We start from the raw sequence: 12,496 nt of genomic DNA on the forward strand, positions 1-12,496 counted from the left end.
AGGCCCTACAACGGCGCGGCGCTCTCGCCTTGCGCGCTCGACAGTTTCGAGGCCAGCGATGCGATCACGATGACCCCCGCGATCAGGCCGATCACCAGGGTGCAGATGGCGTTGATCTCCGGTTTGACGCCGAGCCGCACTTCGGAATAGATCCGGATCGGCAGCGTCGCCGAGCCGGGGCCGGTGGTGAAACTTGCGATCACGAGATCGTCGAGCGACAGCGTGAACGCCAGCATCCAGCCCGCGGCGATCGCGGGCAGGATCAGCGGCAGCGTCACCGCGACGAAGGCGCGGAGCGGATCGCAGCCGAGATCCATCGCGGCCTCCTCGAAACTGCGGTCGAGCACGCCGAGCCGCGACTGCACCACCACGGCGACGAAGCACATCGTCAGCGAGGTGTGCGCGATGGTCACGGTCCAGAAGCCGCGCTCGGCGTTGACGGCGACGAACAACAACAGCAGCGACAGCCCGGTGATGACTTCGGGCATCACCAAAGGCGCATAGAGCATGCCGGAAAACAGCGCGCGGCCCCGAAAGCGCGCGCCGCGCGACAGCGCCACTGCGGCCAGCGTGCCGAGCAGCGTCGCGATCGTGGCCGAAGTCGCCGCCACCCGGAAGCTCATCAGGGCAGCCTCGAGCATGGCGCGGTCGTGGAAGAATTCGGAGTACCAGCGCAGCGACCAGCCGCCCCACACCGTCACCAGCCGCGAGGCGTTGAACGAATAGATCACGAGGATGGCGATCGGCAGGTACAGGAAGGCAACGCCCAGCACGAGCGAGACGGCGTTGAAGGTCGACAGCCCTTTCGGTCCGCGCGCCGTCATCGGGAATCCTCGAACCGGCGGCGCTGCAGCCGATCATAGAGGAGCAACGGCACCACCAGCAGCATGAGCAACATGACCGCGGCAGCCGACGCCACGGGCCAGTCCTTGTTGGTGAAGAATTCCAGCCACAGCGTCTGGCCGATCATCAGCGAATTGGAACCGGCGAGCAGATCAGGGATCACGAACTCCCCGACGATCGGGATGAAGCAAAGCAAGACGCCGGCGGCGACGCCCGGCAAGGACAGGGGAAACGTCACCAGCCAGAACGCCTGCCGCGGCGATGAGCCGAGATCGCTTGCCGCCTCCAACAGCGCCGGCTCCATTTTGGCCAGCGTCGCATAGAGCGGCAGGATCATAAACGGCAGATAGGAATAGACGATGCCGAGATACATCGCGCTGTCGGTGGACAGCCATACCACGGGTGCGGAGACAATATGCAGCACCAGCAGTATCTTGTTGAGCAAGCCATCGTGCTGGAGGACGTTGATCCATGCATAGATGCGGATCAAGAACGAAGTCCAGAAGGGAACGATGACCAGCATCATCGCAATAGGCTGCCAGCGTGTTGGCAGCCGCGACATGCCGTAGGCGATGGGATAGCCGATCAAGAGCAGGATCGAGGTCGAGACCGCCGCAACCACGAGGCTGCGCAAATAGGACAGCACATAAAGGTCGTCGGAGACCAGCAGCCTGAAATTATCCAGCGACAGCGCTGCAGCCGCCGCCTTCAGCGCCGCAATGCCTTGCGTGAGGTCGAACACCGGCAGGTAAGGCGGCTGCGCGATCGCGGTCTGCGACAGGCTGATCTTTACCACGAAAGCGAACGGCACCAGGAAAAACAGCATCATCCAGACGTAAGGCGCGATCGCGGCCAGCCGCGCCGGGCGGGTGAAGATGCGCCGCGCGCTCATTGTTCCAGGACCACGCAATCGTCGGGCGTGAACCACGCCACCACGCGATGACAGGCCTGATAGGCATCGATCTCGATCCGCGCCGTATTGGCTATCGACGAGCGAACAACCGCGCCGGAATCGAGCTTCACCTTGTAGCTGGTGACGCCGCCGAGATAGCTGACATCGGTCACGACGCCTTCGAGCCGGTTGATCGCCTGTGTGGCGGCCGCACCGTCGGAGGCCGGGCCGCGGCGCGACAATTTTACCTTTTCGGGACGGATCGCGACGCAGACACCGGGTTTTGTCATTGGCTGGCGCGGCTCGGCGACGACGATGGTGCCGGCGCCGCTGGTCGCGATCATCAGCCGCCCGCTGTCGCGCGATTCGAGCTGCCCCTCGAAGATGTTGACGTCGCCAACGAACTCGGCGACCCAGCGCGACGCCGGCTCCTCATAGAGCTGCCGCGGCGTTGCCACCTGTTCGAGGCGGCCGGCATCCATCACCCCGATCCGGTCGGCCACCGTCATCGCCTCTTCCTGATCATGGGTGACGATGACAAAGGTCATGCCAAGCCGGCGCTGCAGCTCGACCAGTTCGATCTGGGTGCTTTCGCGCAGCTTCTTGTCGAGCGCGGCCAGGGGCTCGTCGAGCAGCAACAGCCGCGGCCGGCGCGCCAGCGAGCGGGCCAGCGCCACGCGCTGCTTCTGGCCGCCGGAGAGCTGGTCGGGCTTTCGCTTCTCCAGCCCTTCGAGCTTGACCAGCGCCACCATCTCCGCAACGCGGGAAGCAATCTCCGTGCGCGCCATGCCGGCGCGCTTGAGACCGAAGGCGATATTGTCGCGCACGGAAAGATGCGGGAACAGCGCGTAGCTCTGGAACATCATGTTGACGGGACGCTGGTGCGGCAGGACCAGCGCAATATCCTTGCCGTCGAGCAGGATGCGGCCCTCGTCCGGCGTCTCGAATCCGGCCAGCATCCTGAGCAGCGTGGTCTTGCCGCAGCCGCTTGGACCCAGGAGCGCGAAAAACTCGCCGGCCCGGATGTCGAGTGACAGCCGGTTCACCGCCCGGAACACGCCGAATTTCTTCACCACCGCGTCGATGCGCAGCAGCGGCGTGTCCGCCGCCTCCGCCTCGATCGGGGGTGCCGACAATTCCGTGCCGGCGTCGATGATCGGTCGGTCCTCAGCCATGTATCCACTACTACACGGTGGGCGGGCCGGCGCGCAACGCACCGGCTTCACAGTCAGCCGGTCTCGTGCTGCAATACGATCCGGGCTGCGCGCTTGGGAGAGGAAATGAACCGGGACAGGTATGATCAGTCGCTGAGCACCGGGTCCGAGCGCGCCGCGGCGTTCAATCGTGACGGCGTGGACCGCATGCTTTCAGCCTGGAACGGCGCCGGCGACGCCTTCGATGGCGCCATCGCCGAAGATCCCGATTTTGCGCTCGCGCAAATTGCACGCGCCCGCGTCCACCAGATGAACATGGAAATCCCTGAGGCCCGCGCCCGGGCGGCGCGGGCCCGGCAACTGGCGGCCGCAGCAAGTCCGCGCGAACGGCGGCATGTCGAGATCATGGCCGCAACGATCGAAGGCCAGCCGAAAGCGGCGTTATCCGGCGCCGAGCAGCATCTCGAGGAATATCCGCGCGACGCCCTCGTCCTTTCGTTGCTGCTCGGCGCGTTCGGTCTCTATGCCTTCTCCGGACGCGCCGATCACGACGCGGCGAAACTCGCGATCTGCCAGCGTCACGCCGGCCATTACGGCGAGGATTGGTGGTTCCTCACCTATCTGGGCTGGTCGTATACCGAAGCCGGCAATGTCGGCATTGGCCGCGTGCTGACCGAACGGGCGCTTCCGCTACGGCCGGAAAACGCCAGCGCGGCGCATGGTCTTTCCCACGCCCTGTTCGAACTGGGCGAGCCGGAAAGTGGCCGCGCGTTTCTTTCCTCCTGGCTGAACAGGCATGAACAAGCGAGCTTCCTGCACGGACATCTGTGCTGGCACCTTGCGCTCGCGGCGATCGAAACCGGCGATCCGGACGCGGCCCTTGCGATCTACGAGCGCCAGATCAGGCCGCCCAATTCGCCATACCCGCCGCTGAACGTGCTCACGGATTCGGCTTCGCTGCTCTGGCGGCTTTCGCTTGCAGGCACTTCGGGGCTGGAGCCGCATTGGCGCGACGTCGCCGCCTATGGCGATCGATTCTTCCCTCAGGCAGGCGCGCATTTTGGCGATGTTCATTACGCGCTGGTCGCGGCGGCGACCAACCGGGACGCCTTGCAAACTCGGCTGACACAAATGGAAGTCCGCGCCGCCGACGGAAAACTCGCCCCGGGTGCGGGCGCGATCGGCCTTTGTCGCGGCATCCAGGCTTTTGCCGACGGCGACTACAGCAGCGCCGTCCGCATCCTCGAACCGCTGATGCCCGAGCTGGTACGAATCGGCGGCAGTCATGCCCAGCGCGAATTATGGGAAGACACCTTTATTGTAGCGTGCCTGCACGGCGGATATCCCGACAAGGCCGCGCGAATGATTTCCGAACGGCTGCATCGACGACCGTCCGCGCGCGACAGGGCATGGCTGCAGCAAGCAAACGCGCCGCGTTGAAACCATGATGCGGCGAGCCGCCGCGCGAGCATGATCGGGCTGCGCTGGCAAAATGCCGGAATCCGCGCGGGGCGCGGATCCCGGCCCGTATTCTAGGCGTCCGCCAACGCGCCGGCTTCGGATGCTTTCTTCAGCTGCTGGCTAAAATCCAGCACCATCCGCCCTTCGATCTTGCCGGCCTTGAGGTCGGCGAAGATCTTGTTGATGTCGCCGAGCGGCGCGGTCTTGATCTCGGACCGTACCTTGCCCGCGACGGCAAAGGCGATGGCCTCATCGAGGTCGCGGCGCGTTCCGACGATCGACCCGCGCACGGTGATGCGCTTCAGCACGACGTCGAAGATCGGGGTGGGAAACTCGCCCGGCGGCAGACCGACAAGGCTGACGGTTCCCCGGCGCCGCACCACCCGCAGCGCCTGCGAGAAAGCAGGCGGCGAGACCGCGGTCACGAGAACGCCGTGCGGGCCACCGCCGGTGGCTTTGAGAATATCCGCCACCGCATCCGGCGAGCCCGCGTCCACCGCGATGTCGGCGCCGGCGCTGCGGGCCAAAGCGAGCTTGTCCGCCGCGATGTCGAGCGCGGCCACGTGCAACCCCATCGCCTTGGCGTACTGGATGGCCACCTGCCCGAGACCACCAATGCCCGAAATGGCAACCCATTCGCCCGGCCTCGCCTCGGTTTCCTTGAGGCCCTTGTAGGTCGTGACCCCCGCACAGAGAATCGGCGCAATCGCCGCGAAGTCGACACCGACCGGAAGCCGCGCCGCAAAGGGCGCTGAGGCGATAACGTATTCCGCGAAACCGCCATTGCAGCTATAGCCGGTGTTGTGCTCGTGCTCGCAGACGGTTTCCCAGCCGGTCTCGCAATATCACCAGCGGCTTGCCGAATTGGTGCACCACCGCAGCCTTCATCGTCTCTGCCATTTGTCTAGCTCCATTGCTGTTGGAATTAGACTAGGCTGACATCACCGATGCGCTCGTTGACCCAGCTCAACACCGGCGCCGGCCGTGCCGGTGAAAAGATTTTCCGGGTTCTCAATCTTGTCATAACGTCCGATGACAATTTCGCGACAAGCGGATTCTGCCAACGGCGCGATTGACAATCCTCAACCCGCCTTCGTCATGAAGCCCGCCAACGCGTCGCGCTCCTCTGGCTTCAGGGTCAAACCGAGCTTCGTCCGCCGCCAGAGAACGTCGTCGGCAAACCGTGCCCATTCCTTCGCCATGAGATAGCGTACTTCCGCGCCCGTCAGTTGCGGCCCGAACCACGGGCCGAGATCGGCGCGGTCCTTGGCCTCACCGAGCACCTCCGCAAGGCGGGTGCCATAAGCACCGACCAGACGCTGCGCCTCGGCTTCGTCCAGGAACCGCCAGCGCTCCCGGGCGCGATCGACCTCGGCCTCGAAGTGCGCCCATGCGAAATCGCCGCCCGGCAACGGCGTCATTGCGGTCCAGCGCGGCGACATCGGATAGAATGGCGTCAACTTCGAGACCGCGCGTTCGGCACGCAACCGCGCGGTGGTGACATCGCCGCCGAAGATCGTCAGCAGCGGCGCCCGGCCGCGGCGCGCCTCGAACCTCATGGCGCCGTCCCGCGCGGCGCGCCTGCTGGCGGGGTCCATCGCCAGATTGGCACCGGAGATCGTCCTGATCACATCGGATGGTTCGACCCGCTCGCGAAAATACCGGTTGGCGGCGTCACAGAGATAGGCGACGTCGGCCGCCGCCATCGACACCGCGGCCGGATCGCCCTTGAACGCGTGCCCGACGGTGCCGATCAACGTGAAGTCGCGCTCATAGGGGCTGGCGAAGATCAGCCGGCGGTCGCTGTTCTGGAAAACATAGACGTTGTCGGTCTCGAACAGCCGCCGGACCACGATCTGGCTGATCTGCATGGCGCCGGCGCGCGGCGGCGGCAGCCGCAGAACGGTTTCCGCGACCGACGCGGCCCAGGCGCCCGAGGCGTTGGCCAGCGCCCGCGACGTGATCACCCGGCGTCGGCCGCGATCGATCACCGCCAGCCGCCAGACCTCGAGCCGGTCGGCACGGACGCAGCGCGCGCCGGTGCGGATGTCGGCGCCCCGTTCGGCGGCGTCGACGGCATTCGCGATCACCAGTCGCGAATCGTCCACCACGCAGTCGGAATATTCGAATGCGGTGCCGAACGGCCGCTTCAGCGCGTTGCCGAGCGGATGATGGGTGACGTCGACGGTCGCCGCACCTGGCAGGCCGCTCCGCGAGGCAAGCCGATCGTACAGCCAAAGCCCGGCGCGCAGCAGCCACGGCGGACGCTCGTCGGAATGGGCGGGGATCGCGAACCGCATCGGCCGCACCAGATGCGGCGCGATCTTGAGCCAGATGTCGCGCTCCGCCAGTTGCGCGCGCACGCGGCGCAACCGCCTGCGTTCCAGCACCGCGATATCGCCATGAACAAGTCGCGGCGAGGCCGCGGATGCGGCGGAACCGAGATCGCCCTGTTCCAGCAGGATCACCCGCAGGCCGCGTCCGGCGGCGTCGCGCGCAATGCTGACGCCGTTCAGCCCACCGCCGATGATCGCAAGATCGTAGTCCGCCATGCGCAAGCTATAGCGTCTTCAGGCGAAGCCTGTCCCGTACTTGATGCGCGATGGGTAACGGTTTGCGTGAAGAAACTGCGCCAAGCCGAAAAAAATTTATCCGGTCTTGCGCGCGGGCTCCGAGGTGTTGCCGCCATTACGGCCAACCATCGCGGCGTACTGGCCGATCGGGAGCGGTTTGCCGAGGAAATAGCCCTGCACCACGTCGCAACCTTCGTCGGCGAGGAAGCCGAGTTGCTCCTGGGTTTCCACGCCCTCGGCGACGATCGACATTTCCAGGCCGTGGCCGAGGCCGATGACGGCCCGTATGATCGCGGCCGATTGCGGATTGCGGCCGAGATTGATGACGAAGGCGCGGTCGATCTTGATCTTGTCGAACGGGAACGCCTGCAGATAGGAGAGCGACGAATAGCCGCTGCCGAAATCGTCCATCGAAATGCGCACGCCGAGCGCCTTCAGCCGGCGCAGTAGTGCCAGGCCGCGGTCGAAATCCTCGATCAGCACGCCTTCGGTGATTTCCAGCTCGAGCCGACCCGGCGACAGCCCGGTTTCGAGCAGGATCGAGTGCACGAGACTGACGACGTCGCCGTGCATGAATTGCGCCGGCGACAGGTTGACCGCGATCTGAAGCGGCAGCGGCCAGGAGGCGGCCTCGCGGCAGGCCTCGCGCAGGATCCATTCGCCCATTTCGACGATCAGGCCGCTCTCTTCGGCGAGCGGAATGAAATCGCTCGGCGGCACGAAGCCGCGCACCGGATGCAGCCACCGGGCCAGTGCCTCGAAACCGATGATTTCGCTGGCCGCGACGGTGTGGCGCGACATCGCCTGCGGCTGGTAATACAGCGACAGCTCGCCGTTCTTGATCGCGAGCGAGAGATCCTGGTGCAGCACGCGGCGATCGCGGATCTGCTGGTCCATCTCCGGCTCGTAGATGCTGATCGAGCCGCGCGATTTGGCCTTGGCGCGGAACAGGGCTGCGCCGGCATTGGCGAGCAGCGAAGCGGCGTCGGCGCCGTTGTGCGGGAATACCGAAATGCCCGTCGTGACGCCGGCGCGCACCGATTTGCCGTCGATCTGGAACTCCTTGGTCAGCGCTTCGGCGAGCTGCTCGGCCAGCAGCATGCCGGCGACCGGCTGCCTGCCGTCGATGATCAAGCCGAACTCGTCGCCCGAAAGCCGGGCCACGACGCCGCCGCGCGCCGAGGCCAGCAGACGGTGCGCCACTTCGATCAGGACCTTGTCGCCGGTGGCATGGCCGAACACGTCGTTGACTTCCTTCAGCCCGTCGAGGTCGAGCGAGAGCACTGCGAATTCTTCACCGGTGCCCTCGCAGGCCTCGATCATTTGCGAGAGCGCCTGCAGGAAGGCGGCACGGTTCGGCAGATCGGTGAGGCCGTCGTGATAAGCCATATGCGCCATGCGCGATTCGGTCTGGCGGCGGTCGGTGACATCCTCGTGGGTCTTGATCAGATATTGCGGGTCGCCGGCCTCATCGAGCACCGTCATCCGCCGGGTCAGGAACAGCCGCAAGCCGTCCTTGGTGCTGATCGGATGTTCCTCGACCAAAAGGCCGCGCTTCTTGATCGCCGCCTCGTCGCGGGCGATGATCAGCTTGGCTTCGCGGGGATTGAAGATATCGGAAGCGGTGAGGCCGGTGGCGTCTTCGCGGCGCCGGTTGAGGATCGCCTCGGCGCTGCGATTGGCCAGCAAATAGCGTCCGTCGCTGACGCGCTCCACGATCAGCGAGACCGGAATGTTGTCGACCACCAGTTCGAGGAATTTCTTGGTGCTCTCCAGTTCATGCGAAAGCGAACGGCGGTCGGTGATGTCGTCGAACAGCGCGATCAAGAACTCCGGCTGGTTCTTGTCGTTGCGCGCGATGACGCGCATGCTCGAGAGAACCCGCCTTTCCGAGCCGCGCTCGACCTCGAATTCGGAGCTGAACTGGCCGTCGGGCGAGTTGACCGCCGCCTGGTCCGCCGCTTCGATGCTGGCCGTCGTCTCGGGACGGAATATCTCATTGGCGCGTTTGCCGACGATGGCATCGCGGGAAAGGCGCGAGAAGCGCTCGAACGCGCGGTTGGCGAATATGTAGCGCCCGTCATCGATGTTCTTGGCGGCGACGCAAACCGGCACATTGTCGAGGACCGATTCCAGAAACTGCTTGGTCGACGCCAATTGCCGCGAAAGCCTGCGCTGCTCGGTGCAGTCTTCGTGGGTTCCGATCGTCCCGCCGTTCGGCAGTTTGAAAAGTTTGGTGATGACCGATCGTCCGTCGGGCAGTTCAGTGACATAACCCTCCGGCTCGCGGGCCTGTCTGACAAATTCCGCGAAGCTGACGATAACCTGCCCGCGCTTCCGCCTCAGTTCGATCAGATCCCGTCCGGTCATATCCTTTGAGATGTCGGCGCGCGTGAGCCCGTAGATCTCGAAAAAGCGGTCGTTGCAAAACACGACACGGTTCTGCGCATTGGTCATCATCACGCCGTGGCTGAGGTTGTTCAGCGCCGAACTGACGAATGCGCTTCTGCGCAACTGCGTGCGCTTGAACCTGCGCAAAGCGGTGTAGATCCACAGCGCGACCGCCCCGAGAAACGAGCAGACGACGATACCGCCGATCAGCAATTCCCAGACGGTGTTGGGATCGATGGAGCCGAGATAGCTCGGCGGCGCAAAATTATCGGACAAAGCCCAGGCGGCCTGCACCGGCGCTGCGGTGACGACCAGGCACACGAAGGCCTGCGCAGGAATCAAGTCCTTGCCGCCTGCCTGCCAGTTCTTGCCAACCATCAGTCACCCGCGCATTTCGGGCGGAGTGTCGGTCTTGACGCGTTTGGATCGGGTAAATGCCTACCCTTACAACCCAAAAATGTGACTCAAATTACGGCAATTGCCCTGACATGATTAATGCTTCCCTAACGCGATCCGGCTCCGGAAAGCGTTCCGAAACGAACCCGGCGGGTCCGTTCAAAAAGATCGTCGCGAACCGGGCGATAGCGCATGCGCGCGATTGACCCGGGACGGGCGCCAACTTAACGAAGCACACGTTAAATTGATGTCCTGGAACTGAAGGCGCGAATGGACAAGGTTGAGTGCGTCGTTATCGGCGCGGGCGTGATCGGTCTCGCGGTGGCGCGGCGGCTGGCGCAGGCCGGCCGCGAGGTGATCTTGCTGGAAGCGGCCGAAGGGATCGGCACGGCGACGTCGTCCCGCAACAGCGAGGTGATCCACGCCGGCATCTATTACAAGGCCGGCAGCCTGATGGCGCAAATGTGCGTCGGCGGCAAGCGGGCGCTCTATCGATACTGCGGGGATCACGGCATCCCGCATCGCAATTGCGGCAAGCTGATCGTCGCCACCACGCCGAAGGAAACCGAAAAGCTGCAATCGATCAGGGCGCACGCCGAGGCCAATGGCGTCGGCGATCTGCAGACCCTGTCCGGCATGGAGGCTCGCGCGCTGGAGCCGGCGCTGAACTGCGACGCCGCGCTGCTGTCGCCTTCCACGGGCATCATCGACAGCCATGCCTATATGCTGGCGCTGCGTGGCGACGCCGAAGACGCTGGCGCGGCCTGCGCGTTTCACACACCGCTGCTGCACGCCAGGGCGGCAGAGGGCCGCATCGAGCTCGACGCCGGCGGCGACGCGCCAATGTCGCTTGAATGCCGGCTGCTCGTCAACGCCGCAGGGCTCAACGCGCCCGCGGTCGCGCGCAACATCGACGGGATGCCGATCGAGCTGATACCGCCGGCCTATCTCGCCAAGGGAAATTATTTCAGCTGCAGCGCGCGGGCGCCGTTCTCGCATCTGATCTATCCGGTGCCCGAGCCCGGCGGGCTCGGCGTGCACCTCACCCTCGACATGGCGGGACAGGCCCGGTTCGGGCCCGACGTGGAGTGGGTCGAGAAAGTGGATTACGCCGTCGACCCGGCGCGGGCGGAGCGGTTCTATCCGGCAATCCGGCGTTACTGGCCGACGCTGCCGGACGGCGCGCTGATGCCGAGCTATTCGGGCATTCGGCCGAAGATCGTGCCGCCTGCCGTCGCCACGCAGGACTTCCTCATCCAGGGGCCGCGGGAGCATGGCGTGGACGGGCTGATCAATCTGTTCGGGATCGAGTCACCGGGACTGACGTCGTCCCTGGCGATCGCCGAGTATGTCGGCGATCTGGCAGGGGTATGAGCCTCAGACAAGGCGCATCGCCCGGAGGTGCGAACCACGTCGGCGGTCTCCGGGGCGACCGGCAGGCCCATCGGTCGCGGCACGCCAAAGCGTGCAGCTCTCAATGACCAGTAAATTTGCGGGGACCTTGGGAGAGTGGCGAGCGCTAGTGCAGCGTTTCGCCGGCGGTATGTCTCAACCGCTCGATTTCGTCCTTAACCATCAGTTTCCGGCGCTTCAGTTCGACAATCTGCATATCGTCTGTTGAGAGATGCACGAGAGCTTCATGCAATTCGTTTTCAAGAACCTTGTGTTTCCGTTCCAGTTCAACGAGATGCGCCTGAATTGCCATACGAAACCTCCTCGGTTGATTGAGACCTCAGATTCGATCCGGACGACCAAGTGTACACGAGTGAGGGAATCTGTCGATGGGGATCGAAAATGGCGGCCTCATTTTTCCGGCGACATCTGTAACGAATCGTGAGTAGGGAACCCGCGCCAGCTTGCGCGCCGGCCCGGCAAGGACGATATTCGATTGAGCCGTTTCCGCACCCCTTCAATATCTCATCGCGTTTTTCAGCTAACGTACATCATGACCGACGAAGATGAGCGCGAACTCGCCAACGAGCTCGCACGGCTGCAGCAGGAGCACCGCGATCTCGACGCGGCGATCGATGCCTTGCATCAATCTCCCGCGCCGGACTTGTTGCGGTTGCAACGGTTGAAGAAACGTAAGCTGCAATTGCGCGACCGTATCGCCTTCATCGAAGACCAGATCACGCCTGATATCATTGCCTGAAGCCGGATCGGTGCTGATGGAAATCAGAACCGAAGCTCCAGGTTCATTAACGCGTTTTCTCCACCCGAGCCGGTATCACGCCCGCATCAAATGCCGAACAGGCTTCGCTCGAAAACCCCATGGGTTCAGGTGCCGGTCGTCAGATCGCGCAGCACGCCCGTCACCTCGGTGGAACTATAGGGTTTTGGCAGAAAGCGCCCGCCCTCCGGCAGGTCCGTTTCCCTCACGCCGACATGGCCGGAGGTCGCCACGATCTTGATCGGCGGCCAGCGGCCGCGCACCGCGCGCGCGAGCTTCAACCCGTCCATCGAGCCCGGCATCTGGATATCGGTGAAAACCACGGTGATGTCCCGGCGCGCTTCCAGAATGTCGATGGCCTGATCGGCATTGGCCGCTTCGACAACCTCGAACCCGGCCTCCGCGATGATATCGACCGCGTCCATTCGAAGCAGAAACTCGTCCTCCACGACCAGCACCACGGGTCTCCTGGACTCAACAAGACCCATCCGGCCCACTCCCCTGCGACAAGGCGTTAAGCGCCGGATGTTGTTTTCGTTCCCTGGCTTGGACTTTCAGACCGGCTTCGGTCCGGCGGATCCCGCGGGCTGGCCCCGCCGCTTCCGACTGTGGATTC

At 64.4% G+C, this 12,496-nt stretch carries 10 protein-coding genes and 1 pseudogene; 3 read left to right on the top strand and 8 right to left on the bottom strand.

Going from position 1 to position 12,496, the window contains the following annotated elements:
• Positions 1-5: 5 nt before the first annotated feature.
• From B5525_RS04340 to B5525_RS04350, 3 genes are read right to left on the bottom strand one after another with little or no spacing between them, the layout of a single operon-like run.
• Entirely contained in the window at positions 6-824 is an 819-nt protein-coding gene (locus B5525_RS04340; RefSeq protein ID WP_079564888.1) for an ABC transporter permease subunit, read from the bottom strand.
• Positions 821-1,735 (bottom strand): ABC transporter permease, encoded by a 915-nt coding sequence (locus tag B5525_RS04345; protein ID WP_079564890.1) that lies wholly within the window; start codon positions 1,733-1,735, stop codon positions 821-823. Before B5525_RS04345 ends, B5525_RS04340 begins: the two co-directional genes overlap by 4 nt.
• A complete protein-coding gene (locus B5525_RS04350) occupies positions 1,732-2,910 on the bottom strand; it encodes an ABC transporter ATP-binding protein (RefSeq protein WP_079564892.1) in 1,179 nt (392 codons plus the stop codon). Before B5525_RS04350 ends, B5525_RS04345 begins: the two co-directional genes overlap by 4 nt.
• 105 nt (positions 2,911-3,015) lie before the next feature.
• Between B5525_RS04350 and B5525_RS04355 the strand changes: the two genes are divergently transcribed.
• Positions 3,016-4,329, top strand: coding sequence for a tetratricopeptide repeat protein (locus B5525_RS04355; protein WP_244567827.1), 1,314 nt, complete (start codon positions 3,016-3,018; stop codon positions 4,327-4,329).
• 92 nt (positions 4,330-4,421) lie between these two features.
• On the opposite strand, the pseudogene B5525_RS04360 reads toward B5525_RS04355, so the two are convergent.
• The 3 genes and pseudogenes from B5525_RS04360 to B5525_RS04370 all read right to left on the bottom strand — a co-directional run.
• A pseudogene (locus B5525_RS04360) lies at positions 4,422-5,195 on the bottom strand (zinc-dependent alcohol dehydrogenase); the annotation flags it as partial.
• A 237-nt stretch (positions 5,196-5,432) separates the two neighbouring features.
• A complete protein-coding gene (locus B5525_RS04365; RefSeq protein WP_079564893.1) occupies positions 5,433-6,902 on the bottom strand; it encodes a glycerol-3-phosphate dehydrogenase in 1,470 nt (489 codons plus the stop codon).
• A gap of 96 nt (positions 6,903-6,998) precedes the next feature.
• Complete coding sequence (locus B5525_RS04370) at positions 6,999-9,692, bottom strand: sensor domain-containing protein (protein ID WP_079564895.1); 2,694 nt, start codon at positions 9,690-9,692, stop codon at positions 6,999-7,001.
• A 288-nt stretch (positions 9,693-9,980) separates the two neighbouring features.
• On the opposite strand from B5525_RS04370, the gene B5525_RS04375 reads away from it, so the two are divergent.
• Positions 9,981-11,084 (top strand): NAD(P)/FAD-dependent oxidoreductase, encoded by a 1,104-nt coding sequence (locus B5525_RS04375; protein WP_079564896.1) that lies wholly within the window; start codon positions 9,981-9,983, stop codon positions 11,082-11,084.
• 145 nt (positions 11,085-11,229) lie between these two features.
• On the opposite strand, the gene B5525_RS04380 is transcribed toward B5525_RS04375, so the two are convergent.
• Complete coding sequence (locus tag B5525_RS04380; RefSeq protein ID WP_079564898.1) at positions 11,230-11,415, bottom strand: YdcH family protein; 186 nt, start codon at positions 11,413-11,415, stop codon at positions 11,230-11,232.
• Between the two features lie 240 nt (positions 11,416-11,655).
• Here B5525_RS04380 and B5525_RS04385 point away from each other — a divergent pair, with 240 nt between their 5' ends.
• The gene (locus tag B5525_RS04385) at positions 11,656-11,862 is read left to right on the top strand and encodes a YdcH family protein (RefSeq protein WP_079564899.1); all 207 of its coding nucleotides are present in this window, start codon (positions 11,656-11,658) and stop codon (positions 11,860-11,862) included.
• 125 nt (positions 11,863-11,987) lie between these two features.
• Here B5525_RS04385 and B5525_RS04390 read toward each other — a convergent pair whose 3' ends face one another.
• Positions 11,988-12,368 (bottom strand): response regulator, encoded by a 381-nt coding sequence (locus tag B5525_RS04390; RefSeq protein WP_079564901.1) that lies wholly within the window; start codon positions 12,366-12,368, stop codon positions 11,988-11,990.
• Positions 12,369-12,496 lie beyond the last annotated feature (128 nt).

The sequence above is a fragment of the Bradyrhizobium erythrophlei genome (assembly GCF_900129505.1).
Taxonomy (GTDB): Bacteria; Pseudomonadota; Alphaproteobacteria; order Rhizobiales; family Xanthobacteraceae; genus Bradyrhizobium; species Bradyrhizobium erythrophlei_D.

Coding starts and splice junctions, on each gene's coding strand:
- B5525_RS04340 (WP_079564888.1), bottom strand. CDS start 824: ATGACGGCGCGCGGACCGAAAGGGCTGTCGACCTTCAACGCCGTCTCG.
- B5525_RS04345 (WP_079564890.1), bottom strand. CDS start 1,735: ATGAGCGCGCGGCGCATCTTCACCCGCCCGGCGCGGCTGGCCGCGATC.
- B5525_RS04350 (WP_079564892.1), bottom strand. CDS start 2,910: ATGGCTGAGGACCGACCGATCATCGACGCCGGCACGGAATTGTCGGCA.
- B5525_RS04355 (WP_244567827.1), top strand. CDS start 3,016: ATGAACCGGGACAGGTATGATCAGTCGCTGAGCACCGGGTCCGAGCGC.
- B5525_RS04365 (WP_079564893.1), bottom strand. CDS start 6,902: ATGGCGGACTACGATCTTGCGATCATCGGCGGTGGGCTGAACGGCGTC.
- B5525_RS04370 (WP_079564895.1), bottom strand. CDS start 9,692: ATGGTTGGCAAGAACTGGCAGGCAGGCGGCAAGGACTTGATTCCTGCG.
- B5525_RS04375 (WP_079564896.1), top strand. CDS start 9,981: ATGGACAAGGTTGAGTGCGTCGTTATCGGCGCGGGCGTGATCGGTCTC.
- B5525_RS04380 (WP_079564898.1), bottom strand. CDS start 11,415: ATGGCAATTCAGGCGCATCTCGTTGAACTGGAACGGAAACACAAGGTT.
- B5525_RS04385 (WP_079564899.1), top strand. CDS start 11,656: ATGACCGACGAAGATGAGCGCGAACTCGCCAACGAGCTCGCACGGCTG.
- B5525_RS04390 (WP_079564901.1), bottom strand. CDS start 12,368: ATGGGTCTTGTTGAGTCCAGGAGACCCGTGGTGCTGGTCGTGGAGGAC.